The organism is Alteromonas sp. AMM-1 (assembly GCF_047290655.1).
Lineage (GTDB): Bacteria > Pseudomonadota > Gammaproteobacteria > Enterobacterales > Alteromonadaceae > Alteromonas > Alteromonas mangrovi.
Genome location: NZ_JBLBUE010000054.1, coordinates 1 through 20,348 on the forward strand (window position 1 = coordinate 1; position 20,348 = coordinate 20,348).

General features: G+C 49.1%; 19 protein-coding genes. 7 read left to right on the forward strand and 12 right to left on the reverse strand.

Annotated elements, in window-relative coordinates:
- Positions 1-99: 99 nt before the first annotated feature.
- The 7 genes from ACLR2L_RS10550 to ACLR2L_RS10580 form a co-directional block, all read right to left on the reverse strand.
- Positions 100-552 carry an ACT domain-containing protein gene (locus tag ACLR2L_RS10550; RefSeq protein WP_413368056.1) on the reverse strand — a complete coding sequence of 151 codons (453 nt, stop codon included), beginning with the start codon at positions 550-552 and terminating at the stop codon, positions 100-102.
- A gap of 16 nt (positions 553-568) precedes the next feature.
- Positions 569-1,942 (reverse strand): ATP-dependent RNA helicase DbpA, encoded by a 1,374-nt coding sequence (gene dbpA, locus ACLR2L_RS10555; protein ID WP_413368058.1) that lies wholly within the window; start codon positions 1,940-1,942, stop codon positions 569-571.
- A gap of 6 nt (positions 1,943-1,948) precedes the next feature.
- Entirely contained in the window at positions 1,949-2,980 is a 1,032-nt protein-coding gene (gene pyrC / locus ACLR2L_RS10560; RefSeq protein ID WP_413368060.1) for a dihydroorotase, read from the reverse strand.
- An 88-nt stretch (positions 2,981-3,068) separates the two neighbouring features.
- The gene (locus ACLR2L_RS10565) at positions 3,069-5,330 is read right to left on the reverse strand and encodes an FdhF/YdeP family oxidoreductase (RefSeq protein ID WP_413368062.1); all 2,262 of its coding nucleotides are present in this window, start codon (positions 5,328-5,330) and stop codon (positions 3,069-3,071) included.
- Complete coding sequence (fdhD, locus tag ACLR2L_RS10570) at positions 5,320-6,105, reverse strand: formate dehydrogenase accessory sulfurtransferase FdhD (RefSeq protein ID WP_413368064.1); 786 nt, start codon at positions 6,103-6,105, stop codon at positions 5,320-5,322. The genes ACLR2L_RS10565 and fdhD overlap by 11 nt, the downstream gene beginning before the upstream one ends.
- Before the next feature lie 181 nt (positions 6,106-6,286).
- Complete coding sequence (locus tag ACLR2L_RS10575; RefSeq protein WP_413368066.1) at positions 6,287-6,850, reverse strand: PhnA domain-containing protein; 564 nt, start codon at positions 6,848-6,850, stop codon at positions 6,287-6,289.
- Between the two features lie 121 nt (positions 6,851-6,971).
- Entirely contained in the window at positions 6,972-7,487 is a 516-nt protein-coding gene (locus ACLR2L_RS10580; protein ID WP_413368068.1) for a lipocalin family protein, read from the reverse strand.
- Between the two features lie 150 nt (positions 7,488-7,637).
- On the opposite strand from ACLR2L_RS10580, the gene ACLR2L_RS10585 reads away from it, so the two are divergent.
- Positions 7,638-8,579, forward strand: coding sequence for an aldo/keto reductase (locus tag ACLR2L_RS10585; protein ID WP_140961094.1), 942 nt, complete (start codon positions 7,638-7,640; stop codon positions 8,577-8,579).
- Positions 8,580-8,625: 46 nt separating this feature from the next.
- Complete coding sequence (locus ACLR2L_RS10590; RefSeq protein WP_140961096.1) at positions 8,626-9,015, forward strand: VOC family protein; 390 nt, start codon at positions 8,626-8,628, stop codon at positions 9,013-9,015.
- On the opposite strand, the gene ACLR2L_RS10595 is transcribed toward ACLR2L_RS10590, so the two are convergent.
- Together ACLR2L_RS10595 and ACLR2L_RS10600 are read right to left on the reverse strand one after the other, a co-directional pair.
- Positions 9,012-9,893: an ROK family protein gene (locus tag ACLR2L_RS10595; protein ID WP_413368070.1), complete on the reverse strand. Its 882-nt coding sequence runs from the start codon at positions 9,891-9,893 to the stop codon at positions 9,012-9,014. The genes ACLR2L_RS10590 and ACLR2L_RS10595 overlap by 4 nt on opposite strands.
- Positions 9,880-11,100, reverse strand: a complete 1,221-nt coding sequence (locus tag ACLR2L_RS10600; RefSeq protein ID WP_413368084.1) for an MFS transporter — start codon at positions 11,098-11,100, stop codon at positions 9,880-9,882. Before ACLR2L_RS10600 ends, ACLR2L_RS10595 begins: the two co-directional genes overlap by 14 nt.
- A gap of 373 nt (positions 11,101-11,473) precedes the next feature.
- Here ACLR2L_RS10600 and ACLR2L_RS10605 point away from each other — a divergent pair, with 373 nt between their 5' ends.
- Both ACLR2L_RS10605 and ACLR2L_RS10610 read left to right on the forward strand, forming a co-directional pair.
- Complete coding sequence (locus tag ACLR2L_RS10605) at positions 11,474-13,426, forward strand: alpha-amylase family glycosyl hydrolase (RefSeq protein ID WP_140960938.1); 1,953 nt, start codon at positions 11,474-11,476, stop codon at positions 13,424-13,426.
- A gap of 602 nt (positions 13,427-14,028) precedes the next feature.
- On the forward strand, positions 14,029-14,223 hold the full coding sequence (locus ACLR2L_RS10610) for a hypothetical protein (RefSeq protein ID WP_140960940.1): 195 nt from the start codon (positions 14,029-14,031) through the stop codon (positions 14,221-14,223).
- Positions 14,224-14,294: 71 nt separating this feature from the next.
- Here the strand turns inward: ACLR2L_RS10610 and folE are convergent, their stop codons facing one another.
- Positions 14,295-14,978: a GTP cyclohydrolase I FolE gene (folE, locus tag ACLR2L_RS10615; protein ID WP_140960943.1), complete on the reverse strand. Its 684-nt coding sequence runs from the start codon at positions 14,976-14,978 to the stop codon at positions 14,295-14,297.
- Positions 14,979-15,121: 143 nt separating this feature from the next.
- On the opposite strand from folE, the gene folM reads away from it, so the two are divergent.
- Genes folM through ACLR2L_RS10630 form a run of 3 tightly spaced genes read left to right on the forward strand, consistent with a single transcriptional unit; the run spans position 15,122 to position 17,828 of the window.
- The gene (gene folM / locus ACLR2L_RS10620) at positions 15,122-15,829 is read left to right on the forward strand and encodes a dihydromonapterin reductase (RefSeq protein ID WP_413368073.1); all 708 of its coding nucleotides are present in this window, start codon (positions 15,122-15,124) and stop codon (positions 15,827-15,829) included.
- Positions 15,830-15,886: 57 nt separating this feature from the next.
- Positions 15,887-16,942, forward strand: coding sequence for an agmatine deiminase family protein (locus tag ACLR2L_RS10625; RefSeq protein WP_413368075.1), 1,056 nt, complete (start codon positions 15,887-15,889; stop codon positions 16,940-16,942).
- Positions 16,935-17,828, forward strand: a complete 894-nt coding sequence (locus tag ACLR2L_RS10630) for a carbon-nitrogen hydrolase (protein WP_413368077.1) — start codon at positions 16,935-16,937, stop codon at positions 17,826-17,828. The genes ACLR2L_RS10625 and ACLR2L_RS10630 overlap by 8 nt, the downstream gene beginning before the upstream one ends.
- 23 nt (positions 17,829-17,851) lie before the next feature.
- On the opposite strand, the gene pdeM is transcribed toward ACLR2L_RS10630, so the two are convergent.
- Both pdeM and ACLR2L_RS10640 read right to left on the reverse strand, forming a co-directional pair.
- Positions 17,852-18,580 (reverse strand): ligase-associated DNA damage response endonuclease PdeM, encoded by a 729-nt coding sequence (pdeM, locus tag ACLR2L_RS10635; protein ID WP_413368079.1) that lies wholly within the window; start codon positions 18,578-18,580, stop codon positions 17,852-17,854.
- A partial coding sequence (locus ACLR2L_RS10640) for a helicase-related protein (protein WP_413368081.1) occupies positions 18,577-20,348 on the reverse strand: 1,772 nt, incomplete at its 5' end. The genes ACLR2L_RS10640 and pdeM, both read right to left, overlap by 4 nt.

Sequence of the window (20,348 nt, forward strand, 5' to 3'; positions counted from 1 at the left end):
ATGCCCGAAGGGAGTGGCCAAAACGACTTACATCTGTGTTGCGTCCTCTGGACATAGAATAACTATGCCTCAGAGAACGCGTCGTGATCTAAGTCGTTTTTACTCACTCTGAGAGGGCAAACTTCTATGCGAATTGGTATAATTGGCCATCACTGGAGAGGATAACGCCAACAGCGTTACCATTGCCAATTCAGCATAAGCAACAGGCACAAAAATGTGATCGTGATAATACGCTGCCACCACATTTGCACTTATGCCTTTTGCGGTCAACGCTGCACTCATTGCCGCAGTCATACCCACCGCCTCCAGACTGGAATGCACCTTACAGGTTATGCAGCGAAATACGCCGTTATACACCAATCCCGCATTAAGTGCGGCGTTCTCAGTCAGGATCAGTGTGGTACCTTCGACTTCCTGGAACATGCCTATTGGTGTGAGTGAGTCGAACAACTCTGAGCTAAAACCAGCGAGAGTCACAAACACATAATTTTCCGGGAGCAGTTCAGGTGACAGGCCTTTGAGCAAGCTGTTTAAATCTGTTTCGCCACCCATTATACGCTCCCGTTATTTAAAGCTTAAAGGCCCGTACGCGCTTGCCTTTAATTTTGCCCTCGCGGAACAGGGCCAATGCGCGCTTTACACTGCGGGTTTTAACCGCTACGAAGCTTTCATTAGCCTGCACTTTTATTTTACCAATGTCGTCGGCGGGTACATCACCCTCCTGAGTTAATGCGCCCAGAATATCACCTGGGCGAAGCTTGGCTTTTTTACCGGCGCCAATGCGCAGGCATTTAAACTCAGGCTCGATAATGCGGTTGGCATGAAAGCGCAGGCCTTGCGCGCCTTTGCGTTTCAGATCTTCACCGGTATGGATCTCGATAGCGGCCAGCAACGCGCCTTCATTCTCACTCATCAGCGTATAAGCCATTCCCGGTTGTTCAGCACGACCCGTTCGGCCAATTCGGTGAATGTGTGCGTCGGGGTTTTCGCTTACCTCGTAATTCACCACACAATCTACCGCTGGAATATCCAGCCCTCGTGCAGCAACATCCGTTGCAACCAGAATGTTCAGGCAGTCACTGGCAAACTGCATAAGCACCTGATTGCGTTCGCTTTGCTCCATGTCGCCCTGAATAGCAGCAGCCACAAAACCTTCCTCAGCCAGTTTATCGGCCACTTCCTGCGTTGTTTTGCGCATGCGACAGAACACGATAGCACTCTTAGGTTGCTCCGTGGTTAACAAGGCTTTGAGTGCATTAAAGCGTTGCTTGTCTTCCACTTCGTAAACCAGTTGCGACACTTTGGCCCGGGCCGCAGAATCAACTTCAATGGTTTCAGGGGAGGTTAAATACTGCTTTGCCAGCTGAGTAGTAGCATCGGTAAAGGTAGCCGAGAACATCAGCGTTTGTACCGGTGCGCGCAAGCCACTAAAAATAGTGGCCAGATCATCCGTAAAACCCATGTCCAGCATGCGGTCTGCTTCATCAAATACCCTAACGCGTAGCTCATCCAGCGAAATTCGGTTCTTTTGCACGTGATCCATCACGCGCCCTGGCGTACCCACAATAATGTGGCAGCCGTGTTTAAGTGAGTTGATTTGCGACCCCATTGGCAGCCCGCCACACAAGGTTAATACCTTCACGTTAGGTAAATCCTTGGCCAGCAGACGGTATTGCTCTGCTACCTGCTCAGCCAATTCGCGGGTAGGACACAGTACCAGTGTTTGCAGCGCATTCAGGCTAACATCCAATTTTTGCAGGCTACCAGCAGCAAACGCCAGGGTTTTGCCCGAACCGGTTTGCGCCTGAGCCAGTACATCTTTGCCCTGAACTATAGCTGGCAAAGCTGCCTGTTGTATGGGTCGTGGCGCGTTAAATCCGGCTTTTTCAATAGCCAGTAATAACTCTGGGCGTAACCCGAATGCAGAAAACAACTCACTCATAAATAATTACGCCAGTTTCCAGTTTAGTGTTTGACCCGCAAAAAACGGGACCATTTCAGTGCCATCCGCCAGCGTTACCAAATCAGGAACCTGCCAGCTTTCTCTCACCAGGGTAATCGTGCCCGTATTGCGCGGTAAACCGTAAAAATCCGGGCCATTTTCGCTGGCGAATGCTTCAAATTTATCCATCGCGCCCAGTTGCTCAAATACCTCGGCGTACAGTTCAATAGCACTCCACGCACTGTAACAACCCGCGCAACCACAGGCGTTTTCTTTGCGGTGCTTGGCGTGCGGTGCTGAATCTGTGCCGAGGAAGAACTTTGTGGAACCTTGCGCAACCACTTCGCGCAAACGCTGCTGATGGGTATTGCGTTTCAAAACGGGTAAGCAGTAGTTGTGCGGTCGCACGCCGCCTACCAGTAAGTCATTGCGGTTTAATAATAAATGTTGAGGCGTGATGGTAGCGGCAATGTTATCACCGTTACCCAGAACGAAATCCGCAGCATCGGCAGTAGTGATATGCTCGAATACTACTTTCAAACCCGGAAAGTCTTTTACAATCTTCGCCATGTACTGGTCGATAAACACTTTTTCGCGATCGAAAATATCCACATGCGACTCGGTCACTTCACCATGAATCAACAGCAACACGCCGTCTTTTTCCATTTGCTCAAACACCGGATACAAAGCATTAATGCCTTTTACTGCAGCATCTGAGTTGGTGGTTGCGCCAGCCGGGTACAGCTTGCACGCTACTACGCCCGCAGCCTTGGCAGCTGTGATGTCAGCGGGTGTGGTTTGGTTAGTCAGATACAAGGTCATCAATGGCTCGAACTGACTTCCGGCAGGACGTGCCGCTTCGATACGCGCTTTGTACGCCATCGCCAGTTCAGCATTGGTTACCGGCGGCACCAGATTGGGCATCACAATCGCGCGGGCAAAACAGCGCGCCGTGGCTGGCACAGTTTCAGCCAGCATATCGTTGTCGCGAAAATGAAGATGCCAGTCATCTGGCTGACGAAGGGTAATTGATTGCATTGCACCGGCCTCAAATACAGGTTAATTCAAGAAACGCGCGCATTATAGCAAGAAACCCTCCGCTTTTGCTTTTTATTCAGACCGCTTATTACGCAGAATGATTTATCACTACCGGCACCGATTTTGATGTTGGCGTTGCCGATGCCAACCCGACACTTTCAAACGGAATGAGCGGGTTCGTTTCCGGGTAATAACACGCCACATTACCTTGCGGAATATCGTAACGCATAGCGCGAAATTGGGTCACTTTACGTTCTGTGTCGTCATCCCAAATGGTACTAATATCCACCAGCGAGTTATCGGTTAATCCGAGCAGACGCATATCTTCGGCATGCATAAACACCAGTTGGCGTTCACCAAATACCCCGCGATAGCGGTCGTTCATGCCATACACCGTAGTGTTGTACTGATCGTGGGAGCGCAGGGTTTGCAGGGTGAATACCGGCGAGTCTTGCTGAGCAATTTTGGCCTGAACACGATCGGGAAATAACGCATCAGGTAACGCCACTGCGTTAAATTCGGCCTTCCCGGACGCTGTATTCCACTGCAAATTTGCCGCGCTGTTGTACAAGTGAAAACCTCCTGGCTGCTGTATTTGGGCATTAAAATTATCAAAGCCGGGGATCACGTTGGCAATGAGCTCCCGTATGTTGCTGTAATCAGCAATGAGTGACTCCCAATCCAACGCAATACGATCTTTTAATGTGTACTGTGCAATACGCGCGATGATTTCTGTTTCAGACTTCAATAATTCACTGGCTGGCGGTGTATTGCCACTGGACGCATGCACCATGCTAAAGGTGTCTTCAACCGTAATTGCCTGGTTCTTTCCGCCGGTGGTGTCGGCTTCGGTTCGTCCTAAACATGGCAGTATTAAGGCGTCTTGTCCTATGGCCAGATGCGTGCGGTTGAGCTTGGTGGCGATATTAACCATCAGTGTTGTTCGTCTGAGCGCTTGCTCTGTATAAACGGTATCAGCCGACGCGGCCGCAATATTGCCGCCCAAACAAATCAGCATTTTACTTTGCCCGGCATGCAAGGCTTTAATCGCGTCGTAGACTCTATGCCCCGGCTTTTCCGGTGGCGTAAAATTAAATACTGCCTGCATAGCCTGATTAAACGCGGGCGTTGGCGCTTCCAGAATGCCCATGGTTCGGTTGCCCTGCACGTTACTGTGGCCTCGAACCGGGCACATACCCGCACCGGGTAAACCTATTGCACCTGTTAGCAGATGCAACGACGTAAGTTCATGAATGGTATCCACCGAATGTAAGTGCTGAGTGATCCCCATTGCCCAACAAGTGATGGCTTTCTTGCTACGCGCGAACACGTTGGCTGCTTCGGTGATGTCGGCGCGAGTTAACCCACTGCGCGTTTCAATATCCTGCCACTGCGTGCTTTTTACTTGCTCGATGTAAGCGTCAAAGCCATGCGTGTGCTCACCGATAAAATCCTGATTCAGATGTTCAGTCAGCTCTTCAATAATAACCTTGGCCATGCCTCGTGCTACGGCAAAATCACCGCCGAGTTTGGGTGTGTAATACCGTGCACTGATATCAACCGCTTGCAAGCCCAATAATTCTGCAGGCTTTTGTGGGCTAGCGAAGCGCTGTAACCCAACCTCTTTGAGATTATTGAACGACACAATAGTCGCACCGCGCTTTGCTGCACTGCGCAGCGCATTTAACATTCGCGGGTGATTGGTACCCGGATTCTGACCAAACACAAAGATAGTATCGGCCGCATCAAAGTCCTTAAGCGTCACTGTGCCTTTGCCCACACCGATTGCGCGCTTGAGCGCAATACCGCTTGCTTCATGACACATATTGGAACAATCAGGAAAGTTATTGGTCCCCAGTGCCCGGCCAAATACCTGATACAAAAATGACGCTTCGTTGCTCGCTCTGCCAGACGTATATAGCTCAAGCTCATTTGGCGATTGCAGGGCATTAATGCCATCAGCAATGAGCGTGAATGCCTGCTCCCAACTCACCGGTTCGTACTTGTCGGTTTGCGAATTGTAGCGAAGCGGTTCCACCAGCCTGCCCTGGCTTTCCAGCCAGTGATCGCTTTGCTTGTGCAGTTCGCTAACGGTGTGTTGCGCAAAGAACGCAGCATCCACTTTTTCAGAAGTCGATTCCCAGGCTATAGCCTTAGCGCCGTTCTCGCAAAAGCGAAACGCGCCGCGCTTGTCATCGCCCCAGGCACACCCGGGGCAATCAAACCCTTCGTGTTTGTTAGCATGATACAAATTCAGCATGTTTCGGCGTACCTGCTTACTTTTAATCAGCTGATTCACCGTAGATTTAACGGACGCAATGCCCCCGGCTTTAGACGATTTATTCGGCATAATTTTCCTTTGCATCATACATAATGGGTTGGTTATTTCGCGGCACATACACCAGATTCAGCCCGGTTTGATTCGCTACATCCACCGCCATGGTGGTAGGGGAAGACAAGCAATACAGCGTAGTAAAACCACAGACTGAGGCTTTTTGCACCAGTTCCACACCGCATCGGCTTGTTACAGCCAAATAGCCCTTTTCAGGATGGAAACCGGCTCGCAGGGTTTGACCAATCACTTTATCCAGTGCGTTGTGGCGACCGATGTCTTCACTGCACACTACGGTATTCGTAACTGCGCACACAAACATAGCGGCATGCATGGCACCGGCTTTTTGATTGTATGTCTGGTGTGCCACAAACAGTGAACGTAACTGACTGACATCACATTCTGCCAATGGCCGTTTATCGGTCGGCATTTTATTCGGCGGGAATGCCTGATCCATAGCGGTTTTATTGCACAGTCCACACCCGGCACTCACCAAGCTATAACGTCGCTGCTTTACCTCGTGCTCGCGGCGGCCGGTAACGGTTATCCGGGCTTCAAATCCCGGTGACATGGGTTCGATCTGAATATCTTTGATTTCTACTACCGACTTTACAATCCCTTCGGTGAGGAAGTGGCCGGTAATAAAGTCGTCAAAATCAAACGGCGAGACCATCATGACAGACAGCGCCATGCCGTTTATTGCAATAGCAAGCGGCACTTCTTCAGCAAGGTCGTCGTAATGACGAGGGGGATGCTGTGCAGACAGATTTACCTTGTTACCCATTACAGGCATGGAGGAATCACTAAGCTAAACATGACATGTTTCAAGATTACCACAGGATATTTCACGGCGCTGGTGTGATGCCTTAACTATGCGGTTTTTAGCGGTAGATTTGTTTATGATGAAGAACACTCGTTGAAAAAAGCGTTGTCCGGATACTGAATAATCACCGGACAACGCGTTTGTCGCTCAACTAGCCTTTCTTAGTATAGGCAGCAATGATCACAATAGTTTGACCGTTGATTTTGCCTTCAATATGAAGCGGATTTTGCGTGAGGCGGATGTTGCGCACTGGCGTACCACGCTTGGCAGTAAAGTTTGCGCCTTTTACGTTCAAATCTTTAATCAAGTGAACGTTATCACCGGCCTGAAGGGCTTCACCGTTGCTGTCTAATGTTGGCTCGCGATCTTCTGGCAAGCCAGCTTTGGCCCAAGCCTGGGTGTCTTCGTCCAGGTAGACCATTTCCAGTAAGTCCTGTACCCAGGTTTCGCTTTCCAGCTGTTTAAGCTTACGCCAGGCTACCACTTGCGCAGCAGGCAATGGCGACCATACCGCTTCATTCAAACAACGCCAGTGATTTACATCGGTATCGGTTTCACCGTTTAACTGACTGGAGCACGTAGCGCAGGTGGCAATTGCACAGTTGTCGGAATCGTTTGGTGATTCGGGCACCATGTATAAGGCAAGGCCCTGATCACTCCCACATAATTCACATACATTGTTAGCGCGGGTAAATACCGCTTGTTGATTTGCCATGGTTACTGCCCCGGATAGATTCATTTCAAGAAAGGCGCGAGTATAGCACGCCTTACTGGTTTACCATAAGCTATCATGGCATTTACCTTTGACTATGCCGTTATGCACAACATCAGGATGCCTATTGGTGTTCAACCCAAATAAATGAATCAGTGGCATAGCCCAATGACGTTGCTTTTTCTATCAGATGGGTGCGCACTTCGTCAGAGAGTTCGGGTTGTCTGGCCAATATCCACAAATACGAACGGTCCGGCCCGGTTACCAGCGAATATTGATAATTGTCTTTATCGAGTTCAGCTATAACGTAGCTGGCGTAAAACGGGCCGAAAAACGACACTTTCAGATGGCCTGTTGTTTCCTCGCCAACAAAATAGGCTTTACCTTCAGCTTCAGCCCATCCTCCGCTAACGGCATCGTATCCCTTATTCAGTACCTTGATGCCCCCATCATCGCGCTTGCTGTAAGTAGCAGACACCCGGCTTAGCCCTTGTTCAAAACTATGATCAAAGCGCGCTATTTCGTACCATGTACCTAAATACCTGTCAGCTTCAAAGCCGGTTACCGGTGTTACCCCCTCCGGCACACTGGTACAGCCAGCTAGGCCAATCAACAATAAAAGTGCTGCTATGCGTTTCATGTTTTACCCTATGTTTTTATAATTACAGGTATTACGAAATTTACTTTAATTTGTATCACTTGCCTTACCTGTTAGCATACGTATTCATTCGCCAGATAAACTGGTATCACTTACAGTAACTGCATTGCATAAAAGAAGAAAAATACAATGATGAAACACTATTTTGAACATGCTTCCTCCGTGGTATTCGGGTGTATGGGTCTGGGTGGCGAATGGGCAGCCGACGCTTATACCGCAGAACACGTAAAACAAGCCACCATCGCGGTAGAAGCTGCATTAGAGGCTGGTATAACAGTATTTGATCACGCTGACATTTATACCCTTGGCAAGGCAGAAAGGGTATTTGCCGATGTATTAAAAGCTAACCCAAGTTGGCGTGAAAACATGATCATCCAATCCAAGTGCGGTATCCGCTTTGAAGATGCAACCGGCCCCAAACGCTATGACTTTTCGCCAGCTTACATTGCTCAGTCAGTCGATGGTATTTTACAACGCCTGAATATGGAAAGCATTGATGTATTGCTGCTGCATCGTCCGGATCCGCTGGCCGATTTACCGGCCTTGGGCGAATGCCTTTCCAACTTGCACGCCCAGGGCAAGTTCCGCTATTTGGGCGTATCGAACATGCACTGGTATCAAATTGAAGCCTTACAGGAGGTAGTGTCGTTTCCCATTATTGCGAACCAGCTGGAAATGAGCCTGGCGTACCGGGATTGGGTTGAAGACGGCATGATGGCTAACAGCGCACTGAATCGACACTCAGGATATACCGCTGGTACGCTGGAATATTGCCAGCGCAAAAACGTGCAATTGCAGGCATGGGCACCGTTAGCTCAGGGTAAATATTCAGGTCGAGGCCCGGCAGATTGTTCCACATCGGCACTGGTAAGTAAGCTGGCAGCAGAATATGGCGTGAGCCCTGAAGCCATCGTGCTTGGATGGTTAATGCGCCATCCGGCTAACATTCAACCGGTGATCGGTACCACTAATCCTGCGCGAATCGCAGCCTGCGCCCAGGCTATGCATACACAACTATCCAGAGAGCACTGGTACGCATTACTGGAATCTGCGCGCGGCCAGGAAGTGCCCTGATGCGCTATACTGACATTAAGCAGTTGAAAGAATGAAGGTAGAACAGATGTTAAACGGTATTCATCACGTCGCGATCATTTGTAACGATTACCAGCAATCCAAGCATTTCTACACAGAAATACTGGGATTTTCTGTGGTAGATGAAAACTACCGGGCTGAGCGTGATTCATACAAATGCGACATTGGTTTACCTGACGGCACGCAAATCGAGTTGTTTTCGTTTCCCGGCGCACCAGCAAGGCCAACTCGCCCTGAAGCCCAGGGGCTGCGACATCTCGCTTTCAATGTGGACGATATAGATAAGGTCATTGCCCACCTGAACAGCCATGGTATCGAATGCGAACCGGTACGCACCGACCCTTATACGGGTCGGCGCTTTACGTTTTTTTCGGATCCCGATAATTTACCGCTGGAACTATACGAACGCGCGGGTTAATCAAGCAGAGCCAGGGCACCCAGCATGCCAGAACGTGTGCCAAGCCCTGGTGTGCAAATCACATCGCGCATCGACACGCCTTCTGGGAACACAATATAACCATTTAACGTGTGTTCAGTCGTTGCAATAACCTTATCCACGATCCCCGGCTTTTGCATTACGCCACCGCCTAAAATAATCTTCTCGGCGCTTAGCAATACCATCAGGTTGTGACACATCTTTCCTAACACTTCCACAAGCCCATCCCATGCCGGGTGGTCATCGTCGAAAGTATCTGATGGTTGAGACCAAATCTTGCCAAGTGCAGTACCCGATGCCAATCCTTCCACACAGTTAGCATGAAAAGGACAGGTGCCAGTAATCCCGGCAGGCGGCTCCACCAGCATATGGCCAACTTCAGGGTGAACCAAACCATGCAGCGGCTTGCCGTTCACCACAATGCCGCCACCCACACCGGTACCCACCGTAACATACACGGCAACACCTGCGCCCTGGGCTGCGCCCCAGCGATACTCTCCTAATGCGGCGCCATTCACATCGGTATCAATAACAACGTCGCAATCCAGTGCGCTACCCAGTGCGTTTGCCAAATCCGTATTGCTCCAGTTTGGCTTGGGGGTTTTGGTTATAAAACCATATGTAGCCGACGCTTTGTTTAAATCTAACGGACCGAAACTGGCAATGCCTAATTTATTGAATGTGTAACCCGCCTCGCGCTGCGTGTTGAAAAAGTCCACTGTGGCAGACAGTGTTTCCTCCGGCGTGGTAGTAGGTATACGAACTTCGGCCACAATGTCGCGATCTGGCGTAACAATGGCACAATTAAACTTAGTGCCACCCGCTTCAATCACTGCATAGTACGGATCAGTTAACGCCATATTCGCTTGCCTCAATCTCTGCTAATCGTTGTTGTGTTGGGTTAAAAATATAATTAAGTAGCAGTCCTGCAAATAGAATAGTTGCGAATACTGTGGCTACCATAAAACCGTACTTTGCATCGCCGCCATTGGCATCACTCACCAGCCCCATGATGAATGGGCCTGCCGCCGCGCCCGCTGCGGTGAAAAACAAAATTACGCCAGCGACACTGCCATGTTGATGTTTGGGAAAACAGCTGATCCCTTTAGAGTTAAACGTAGGGTAAATCACTGACATAAAAATACCGGTTAACGGGAATAAGTACAGCGCAACCTGTTTGCCCCCCATTAGGCCACCAGCAAAGCACACTACAATTGCACCACTGAATAGCGTAAGTACCAGTGCCCAGTTAAAATGGCTCATCATCCAAATACCTACAAAACGGCCAAGTGCTCTGAGTACGAAAAAGGCGGTAACCGAATAAATAGCCAACGTTTGCGCACTGCCTGCCGAATAACACTCGTAGGTAGCTTTAAGGCTGGTTGCGTCACATACCAGATAGCTCGGCATCCATACGTAAATTGCACTTTCTGCCGCAACGTATAAAAATGCACCAATCGAGAAACCCAGTGCATATGGGTTTTTTATTAATTTCAGGCTCTGAAGCAAGGATACTTTTTCAGCTTCGGAGGCATGCGTGTGCTGGTAAGACGGGTATTTTACAAACAAGGCAATGGTAATAAGCAGCGTACATACACCACCTGCAATCACATACAACCACTGCCAGGCAACGCCTGAGTGAATAAGATACGCAACAATCAACGGGCCAATAATCGCCCCTACCCCAAAGAAAGCTTCCGCGCCATTCATGGTAGCGGTGTGCTGTTTGGTAGACGATGAAATATCACCAATCAGTGCAAGCGCACCGGTTTTAAATATCCCAACCGCAATACCCGACAACGTCATCAGGCTCACAATAAGCACAAAATCGTTAGCTGCCATAAAGCTGTAACAGGCCACACCAAACACAGCCAAGCCAAGAATAATGGTGTTTTTGCGGCCAAAACGGTCGGCCAAAAATCCCAGAAACAGCCCCGACAAGGCAATGCCCAACATGGGTAATGAGTGCATTAAACTGGCCTGCGCATTAGTTACCGAAAACGCTACCTTTACCTCTTTTATAATTTCGCCAACAGAATCTGATGTCATCGCAAACATCATAAACATCATATAGGTCAGCCAACGAATGTAGCGGCTGCTGGTGTTTGGTTCAGTCATACTATTTATCTCTTTATCAGGTACGAGCGGTTTACGGCTGCATATACCAAAGTTTAACCCATTATTACCATTTACAAATCAGCAACATTACACACTGACTTAATCAATTAACTTTTTTTAAGAAATTATGTTTAAATTCAGTCCCATCCCAATCAAACACTGAACAAACAAGAATAATTCCATGTAAATTTCTTGAAAAAACATCTTAATCGTTTAAGATTAAACGTAGCAAAACTGATAAATGCTGTAAACCAGTTTGTGAAACTTTTGTAAAACTACTTACAGCTATTCCAATATAGACCGACGCTTTGTGGAGATCGCAATGAATTACGCCGCTTCGAGTGAACAATGCCTGCAACGTATTTTGGCTGGACTCGATCTTTCCTTTTTGTCACAACGAGACAAAAAGTTATTCAACGAGCGACTGGCACTCCACTTTGATGAACTATTTGCGCGCTATGTGAATGTGTATGGCCATCAATACGATTGTTACTACCATCTGGAACAGTTAGTACTCACCCTGGCAAAAGGGCTGAAGCAGCGTTCGGCCGATTTAAAGCGTCTCGACAAACAACGAATCGATGAGCAGCAAGCCTGGTACAAAGGCGAAAATCAAATTGGGATGGCGTGCTATGTTGACTTGCTGGGACCATCCTTACGCGAGCTGGAAAAGAAGATCCCCTATTTCCAGAAACTCGGTTTGACCTACCTGCACCTGATGCCACTTTACGACGCCCCAAAGGGAGACAGCGATGGCGGCTACGCGGTGTCAGATTATCGCAAGGTGAATCCTGTTCTGGGTGACATGAAGGATCTTGAATCGTTATCCAAAGCATTACGGGAAGCGGGTATTAATCTGGTACTGGATTTTGTATTCAACCATACGTCAGATGAACACCGCTGGGCAGAAGCTGCACTGGCGGGTGATAAAACGTATCAGGATTATTACTACTTATTTGACGACCGCACTGTGCCGGATCAGTACGAACAGACGTTGCGCGAGATCTTCCCTCAGGTGCGCCGCGGCAGTTTTACGTGGAACGACACCATGCAAAAATGGGTGTGGACTACGTTTAACAGCTTCCAGTGGGACTTAAATTATTCGAACCCGGCTGTGTTTAATGCCATTACCGACGAAATGCTGTTTTTAGCCAACATTGGCAGTGCCGCGTTACGTTTGGATGCGCTGGCTTTTATATGGAAAGAAATGGGCACCAACTGTGAGAATCAGCAAAATGCTCATACGCTCATTCAGGCATTCAACTGCTGTTTGCAAATCGCCGCTCCTGCGGTTGTGTTTAAGTCTGAAGCGATTGTTCACCCGGATGAAGTGGTGAAGTACGTTCACAAAAATGAATGTCAGTTATCGTATAACCCGTTGTTAATGGCACTCATCTGGAACTCACTGGCAACCCGCAAAACCCGTTTGCTTACTGCGTCGATGCAAAAAAGCTTCAGCATTCCGCAAGACTGTACCTGGGTTAACTATGTGCGCTGCCACGACGACATTGGCTGGACCTTTGACGATGCCATTGCGCACCAATTAGGCATCAATCCTTATGATCACCGCTTTTTCCTGAACCAGTTTTTTACCGGGCGGTTTAACGGCTCATATGCTAACGGCGTGCCCTTCGCTGAAAACCCGTCTAACGGTGATTGTCGGGTTTGTGGTTCACTTGCCTCGCTTTGCGGTTTGGAAGGCGCACTGACGAACAACGATGAAGACGCTATTAATACCGCTATCCAACGCATTATGCTGGTACATGGCGTAATCATGAGTATTGGTGGTATTCCTCTGCTCTATTCAGGTGATGAATTAGGCCTGTTAAATGACTATCACTATCGCCAGGACCCAGCCAAGGCTCATGATGACCGCTGGGTGCATCGCATAGCAGTCACACCAGACGATTTAGACGGTGTTGATGCGCCCATCGCGGCACAAGACAGTATGCAGCGCAGAGTGCAGAAACGCATCTTTGCAGGTTTACAGCAACTCATCCAATTGCGCAAGCAGTTGCCCGTGTTAGGTGCTGCGCCTACGCGCATTTTGCAAACGGATAACCAGCATTGTTTTGCCTTCTGTCGTGAAGCAGATAATGGCGACAAACTGTTGGTACTGTGTAACTTCAGTGAACACGCGCAATCAGTCAACGCCAGTGTGCTTAGCGTGTTCAATGGCGAACACACCAAAGACCTGCTATCAGCACAACAGTTTACCAGCGAGTTGCCCATTGTGCTGGCCCCTTACCAACAGCGTTGGTTAGCAACCAAGTAACTACTGCACGCTCGGTTAACACCGCGCTAGGTGGATTGCATTTCAAATGCAATCCCCTAGCGTTTGCTCATTTGTGCTTCCCTCGTAAAATTTGTCTGACAAATAACCAATATTCCCTCGCTTTTTTCAGCGACTGCTATACTAATACCAATTCACATAGAAGTGTGCTCACTCAGCAGCACTGGCAGACTTTTTAGCTAGGCTTGGTTGCACAGGTTTGGTGATTCCAAATCAAGCAAGCGTAACAACGCTAAAAAGTCTGCCAGTGATGCCCGAAGGGAGTGGCCAAAACGACTTATATCTGTGTTGCGCCCTCTGGACATAGAGTGACTATGCCTCAGAGTGCGCGTCGTGATCTAAGTCGTTTTGACTCACTCTGAGAGGGCAAACTTCTATGTGAATTGGTATTAACAGATAAACCGGTTGGAGCTAATAATTTTCAGCACGGTGAGAGATACGCGTAAGTCGGTTCACTTACTTTATGGGGAGCTGTGCCTGCATGGAATATCCCCAGGCATCATTAACAGCAGATCAGCGCAGTTGTAAACCAGGTGGGCTGTACAAGGATTTTATCTGCTGAGGCAAAGAAAGGAATAGAGCACATGGGAATTTATAGTAATACATTACTGGAGTTCAGGTGTCCCTTATGTGGTCACGTAAACGCCATTTCACTCGACACAGTAAAAGATATGTACAAGGAACAACGGGAGCCCTGCCAGCAGTGTCATCAGATGCTGGAAATTATTCCCGCCAATGGCGTTAACGACCAAATTAATCTGATTGTGTCGGAAGCCTGATTTTTTAAATCTTAAAAAACGAAAGGCCAGCATCAATGCTGGCCTTCGTTATTTATTCAATTTATTGCCTGTTAAGAAAAAAACTCTCTTCTTAATTCGGCATCAGCAAGGAACTTTCCGCCCAGCGCCGATGTTTTGGTATACGACAAGCTGTCTCTTATGCCCCGAGCCTTCACGCAGTAGTGCGTAGCATTTATCGACACAGCCACATCGTCGGTGCCAGTTAAGGTTTGCAATGCTACCAATACCTGTTGGGTAAGACGTTCCTGTACCTGCGGGCGCTGCGCAAAGAAGCCAACAAGGCGATTGATTTTTGACAAGCCAATAACAGTATTTTTTGGAATATAAGCAACAGATGCAGTGCCATCAATCGTCACAAAATGATGTTCGCAGGTGCTGGTAAGACTAATACCTGATACCTGAACCGGCTGACCCAACTGCATTTTGTTTTCGATCTGTGTGATTTTGGGAAACTTGCGGTAATCCAATCCCGAAAAAATTTCATCGACATACATTTTTGCAATACGCAAAGGCGTATCTGCCAAACTGTCGTCAGACAAGTCCAACCCCAGGGTTTGCATAATATCCCGCATCGCACCTTCAATGCGCTGTCTTTTGGCTTCGTCGCTCAACCCTGTTTCAACCATTGGAGTCTCAAGCCCTTTGGCAACCAATGCCTCATGGACCATCAATGCCTCTTTAGACATTCCCAGCTTCACAGCGTCGCGTACAATTACCGCTTCTTTTGCTAACATTCACCCATTCCGTAATGACGACTTACACACCTTATACGACTCGGACCGCTAATCGGGATTACAATGACTGAAAAAAATGTCATTAAAACGATCTGCAAACACGGTAAAGTCGTATTCAGTACCAAAAATAATCGGAGGTATTTTTGTCTTTACCTATTCTTATTACCGGAGGCAGTCAGCGCCTTGGCCTTGCTATTGCGCAGGATTTACTCTCCAGGGACCAACCGGTGATCATTACCTACCGTCGGCATAAGCCTGCCGTAGACCAGCTAAAGCAAGCTGGTGCAACCGTGTTGGAGGCGGATTTTAGCACTCAGGCAGGCATTTCGCGAGCAATTGACGAAATAAAACGCATTTGCACCGGCTTGAGAGGCATAATTCACAATGCATCTGACTGGGCACCTGAATCACCCGAGCACGACTCAGGAGAGTTAATGCACGACATGATGATGGTTCACACCAGTGCACCCTATCAGCTGAATTTGGCCTTACAACCGTTACTGACACAACATAGCGGGCTCACCGACATTATTCACATGACCGATTATGTGCAGGAAACGGGTAGTCAGAATCACATTGCTTATGCTGCGAGCAAAGCGGCGCTACACAACCTAACGCTTTCGTTTGCCCGCGTATTTGCGCCACGTGTGAAAGTAAACAGTATTGCGCCATCACTACTGATGTTTAACGACAATGACAGTGATGCCTATCGGGCTGAAGCCCTCACCAAGAATTTGCTCGGCTCAGTACCCGGCGCGCAGGAAGCAGTTAAAGCGGTGAATTATCTGCTGGATTCTGAATTTGTTACCGGACAAACCCTGCATTTAAACGGCGGGCGAAACCTGAAATAACTGGTCGCGACTCCGAGACTGGGTATAATCGGCGAGTGTAATTTATTTAATTCAGGAATGACTGTGACTAACACGTTAATACCCGAATGGCAGGCAACCGAGGCGGTGATCCTCGCCTGGCCGAACGACGGTACCGACTGGGCACCGTGGATCAACGAAGTGCGGGACACCTATTTATCCGTTATCCGCACCGTGAATGCGAATCAGGCTGGTATTGTTTTATTGTGCCGCGAACAGGATATGCCCGATATTGAAGCCAGATTGCCCGCCGATGCCAAGGTGCTGCTGGTTGCAGCCCAATACGATGATACCTGGGCCAGAGACTTTGCATTTTTAACCTGTGGCCCTCTGGACGCTCCGTTTCCGGTTGAATTTACCTTTAACGGTTGGGGTAACAAGTTTGACGCCAGTCAGGATAATATGCTTAACCAGACTTATCTCGCGCCCTTGTGCCAGCAACCATTGCGTTCAAGCCAGGTAGTAGCAGAAGGCGGCGCACTGGAAATTGATGCTACAGGTCATTTGCTGTCTACCGCTTCATGCATGTATAACCCTGAACGCAATGGCAACATGTCGCTGGAGGAATATCAGACGGCATTTTCTGATATGCTCGGTTACAGTGAATTTACTGTGCTGGAGCACGGTCATCTCGAGGGCGACGACACAGACGGTCATATTGATACACTGGTCAGATTCACACCTGAAGGCAATCTGGTGATCCAGGCAGCCCAAAACCGCCCTGAAGACAGCCACTATGACGGTCTTCAGGCATTGGTACAGGAATGTCTGGCCAAACTGCCCGGCAGAGAGCAGTTTTTACTGCCGCTGCCTGCCATTTATAGTGCCGAGGGAGACCGGCTGCCGGCATCGTATGCCAACTACCTGATTTGCAATCGCGCAGTGTTGTTACCTGTGTATCAGCAGCCCGAAGACGCAGACGCCATTGCTGTGCTGCAACGCGCGTTCCCGCATCACAACATTGTGCCGGTTAACTGTGCTTCGCTGGTACAACAATACGGCAGCTTGCATTGCATCACCATGCAAGTCCCCTGCAACACATTCAAACCTGAAGTCGTTAAACAACTGAATAAAGGAGTGACGCGATATGTCTAAGCGCACCTTAAAAGTGGGTCTGGTTCAACAATCCGTTGCCGACAACAACAAAGCCACCAACTGGAATAAGAGCGCTGAGCAAATCGCAAAACTGGCAGCCCAGGGTGCAGAATGTATTTTGCTGCAGGAACTCCATAGCACCCTGTACTTTTGTCAGGAAGAAGACACCAACGCCTTTGATTTGGCGGAGCCCATTCCAGGCCCGGCAACGGCGTTTTTTGGCGAACTGGCTGAAAAACACAACATAGTGCTGGTAACCTCGCTGTTCGAAAAGCGTGGCTCAGGTTTGTACCACAATACCGCTGTAGTATTTGATCGCAGTAAAGAGATTGCCGGAAAATACCGTAAAATGCACATTCCGGACGATCCGGGTTTTTACGAGAAGTTTTACTTCACCCCCGGAGACATCGGTTTTGAACCGATTCAAACCAGCGTAGGTAAACTGGGTGTACTGGTGTGCTGGGATCAATGGTACCCGGAAGCCGCTCGACTAATGGCAATGAGAGGCGCGGATTTATTGTTTTACCCCACCGCCATTGGCTGGGATATGACCGACACCGATGACGAGCGAGCGCGTCAACACGGCGCCTGGCACACTATTCAGCGCGCGCACGCGGTAGCCAACTCGGTACCCGTGATTGTTGCCAACCGCGCCGGGTTTGAAGCCTCTCCCGTTAAAGGCGATCCGGGTATTAAATTCTGGGGCCAGAGCTTTATTGCAGGCCCACAGGGCGAATTGCTGGCTCAGGCAGGCGTTGATGAAGAAACTACCCTGTTGGTAGATTTGGATATGTCACGCACTGAGCAAGTAAAACGTATTTGGCCTTATTTCCGCGACCGTCGAATCGATGCTTACGAAGACCTCACCAAACGCTGGCGCGATTAACAACTATCTGGCTGACCAGCTGCTCAACTACCTGACGGCAACGGGTAAACTCTGCCACGATACAGCATCCAGCACTGGCGTTCCGAAACGGGCGCCAGTGTCAACAAAGCCGGGGCCTGAACAGACAATCCTCCGGTAAACTGTCCCAAAGCAGGCATCACTAACAGGGATGGGGTAGCAACCAGGCACTTACCTCTGACGACGCCTTTTCCCATAGCCAGTTGCCCTTTGGGATGAAAATGCCCCACTATCTGGTATTGCGTTGTAAGTGTTGCGTCGGGTTCGTGACAACCGATAATCTGATGGCCAGCAATGGCCACTTGCCAGTGCTCAACCACGTTACCAGCAACACTGGCGGGAATATCCGGGTCGTGATTACCCACAACCCACACCCACTGAGATACACGTTTTGTGAGTGCCAGTAAGGCTTCGCTGTCCTGACAAGTAATGCGGGAAAATGCGCCACGATCGTGAAAACTATCACCAAGGCACACTACCGAAGCCGGCTGATAACGGTCGATTAAAGCGGATAATGCAGTGATTGTGGCCCGGGAATCGTATCGGGGAACAGGCGAGGCATACTGACTTAAATAGCTGCCTTTCTCGAAATGTAAATCAGCCACCAGTAACGTGTCGTTAGCCGGACAATACAGTGCGCCTTTGCCATCCAGAATCCACACGGTGCCTGCGAAACGAAATAGACCTGCGTATCTTAGCCTGACCAGCTCGGCCAGTGTATCCGGGTTAATCAATCAGTTTCCTTGGGGCATGGCGGCGAAGTATGCCCGTTAGCCAATAACACTCTTATTTCGTCCAACATCGACTCTGCTTCTGCATACAATGCCGCCTGATCCAACAGCGCTTGCTCTCCGGCCCCTTTTATTTGCTCACTACGCACATCCAGCACAATAGGGATGGCCATGGGCGAGACACGTGGCAAATTCACAAACTCTGTTTTACCTACAAAGCGAATCAGCATGTCTGCCAGGCGGCGCAGATCCAGTAACTCGCGTTCCGCGTCATCGCGAGCCACCTTTAGCAAAATATGATCAGGTTCATATTCCCGTAATGTATCGTAAATCAGGTCGGTCGAAAACGTTACTTGTTTCATGGTTTTATGGGTACTGTGATAGCGCTGCTCAGTGAGCCCGCTTACAATCGCAACCTGTCGAAACGAGCGCTTCAGCATGGGCGCATTAAGCATCCAGTCTTCCAGTTCGTCACCCAGTACATCTGGCTGAAACAGACGTTCGATGTGGGATGACTCAACTGCATTGAGCGCACTCACCGATAACCCGTAATCCGTTACACTAAAGCTTAGGGGTTTGAGCCCCATCTTTTCCATGCGGCGGGTTAACAGCATCCCCAGCGTCTGATTCGCTTTGCGCCCCTCGAAAGTGTAATACAAGGTGCTATACGCCTGGCGATATGGAAATTGCTCAATCAACACCTTGTCTGGCTGAGGAATTACCGAAAATGCCTTTTGCAGGTTAAGCCATTCCTGAACTTGTTTGGGTAGATCTCGCCAGGCTTTGGGCGTGTTAAGCAGCGCTCTTACTCCATCTGCAAGGTGTGTAGAGAGTGGTAACTGCCCACCCACATAACTGGGGATTTTGGGGTCCTTGCCTTTGGCCGGTTTGGCATGCACCTGCATGTCGCGAATGGCTTCAAACTTCAGCATTTCTCCGGCAAACAGAAAGGTGTCACCCGGGGTGAGTTGTTGCGCGAAATACTCTTCCACTTCGCCGATGATCTTGCCCTGATTACCTCGCCGTATACGCTTTACTTTTAATTTCCCGGCTTCCACGATGGTGCCGATATTTTGCCGGTGGCGCTGAATAACACGCAGATTAGCCGGCTGATAGCGTCCATCGTCCAGCTTTATTAAACGCTGATAGCGTTCGTATGCCTGTAAGGCATACCCGCCATCTACGGTGAACTGCCATAACTGATTAAATTCGTCATCCGCTACGCTTTGATAAGGAAAAGCGTTCAGCACCTGCTGATAGATTTCATCCCGCGAAGCTGGACGTGAGCACAAGCAGTTCATAATAAATTGCGGCAAAATATCCAATGCACCAATGTGCGGCATATCGCCGTCGCGCTCGCCCATTTCAATGGCTGTCATAGCCGCCCGACACTCTAATGCTTCAAAGCGATTGGCAGGTACAAGCAACGCCTTGCTCGGTTCTTCAAAACGATGGTTAGATCGCCCGATTCGTTGCAATAACCGACTTACTCCCTTTGGTGCACCCACTTGAATAACACGGTCTACGTTTCCCCAGTCAATACCCAGTTCAAGTGCCGAAGTTGTTACAACAGCGCGCAACATCCCACTCGCCATCATACTCTCTGTTTTCCGGCGCTGCTCTTTACTCAATGAACCATGATAAAGCGCTATCGGTAATGCCTGACTGTTTTCAGACCACAGCATCTGAAATAGCAGCTCCGCTTGCGCCCGGGTATTGACGAACACCAGGCTTGTTTGCGCGTCGCAAATTGCCTGATAAATATCGCCAA

Bases quoted from the DNA above. Each gene is read 5' to 3' on its own strand.
- ACLR2L_RS10550 (WP_413368056.1), bottom strand. From the start codon at position 552: ATGGGTGGCGAAACAGATTTAAACAGCTTGCTCAAAGGCCTGTCACCT.
- ACLR2L_RS10590 (WP_140961096.1), top strand. From the start codon at position 8,626: ATGTTAAACGGTATTCATCACGTCGCGATCATTTGTAACGATTACCAG.
- ACLR2L_RS10630 (WP_413368077.1), top strand. From the start codon at position 16,935: ATGTCTAAGCGCACCTTAAAAGTGGGTCTGGTTCAACAATCCGTTGCC.
- folE (WP_140960943.1), bottom strand. From the start codon at position 14,978: ATGTTAGCAAAAGAAGCGGTAATTGTACGCGACGCTGTGAAGCTGGGA.
- ACLR2L_RS10595 (WP_413368070.1), bottom strand. From the start codon at position 9,893: ATGGCGTTAACTGATCCGTACTATGCAGTGATTGAAGCGGGTGGCACT.
- ACLR2L_RS10610 (WP_140960940.1), top strand. From the start codon at position 14,029: ATGGGAATTTATAGTAATACATTACTGGAGTTCAGGTGTCCCTTATGT.
- ACLR2L_RS10580 (WP_413368068.1), bottom strand. From the start codon at position 7,487: ATGAAACGCATAGCAGCACTTTTATTGTTGATTGGCCTAGCTGGCTGT.
- ACLR2L_RS10585 (WP_140961094.1), top strand. From the start codon at position 7,638: ATGAAACACTATTTTGAACATGCTTCCTCCGTGGTATTCGGGTGTATG.
- ACLR2L_RS10625 (WP_413368075.1), top strand. From the start codon at position 15,887: ATGACTGTGACTAACACGTTAATACCCGAATGGCAGGCAACCGAGGCG.
- dbpA (WP_413368058.1), bottom strand. From the start codon at position 1,942: ATGAGTGAGTTGTTTTCTGCATTCGGGTTACGCCCAGAGTTATTACTG.
- fdhD (WP_413368064.1), bottom strand. From the start codon at position 6,105: ATGCCTGTAATGGGTAACAAGGTAAATCTGTCTGCACAGCATCCCCCT.
- pyrC (WP_413368060.1), bottom strand. From the start codon at position 2,980: ATGCAATCAATTACCCTTCGTCAGCCAGATGACTGGCATCTTCATTTT.
- ACLR2L_RS10565 (WP_413368062.1), bottom strand. From the start codon at position 5,330: ATGCCGAATAAATCGTCTAAAGCCGGGGGCATTGCGTCCGTTAAATCT.
- ACLR2L_RS10605 (WP_140960938.1), top strand. From the start codon at position 11,474: ATGAATTACGCCGCTTCGAGTGAACAATGCCTGCAACGTATTTTGGCT.
- ACLR2L_RS10600 (WP_413368084.1), bottom strand. From the start codon at position 11,100: ATGTTTATGATGTTTGCGATGACATCAGATTCTGTTGGCGAAATTATA.
- ACLR2L_RS10575 (WP_413368066.1), bottom strand. From the start codon at position 6,850: ATGGCAAATCAACAAGCGGTATTTACCCGCGCTAACAATGTATGTGAA.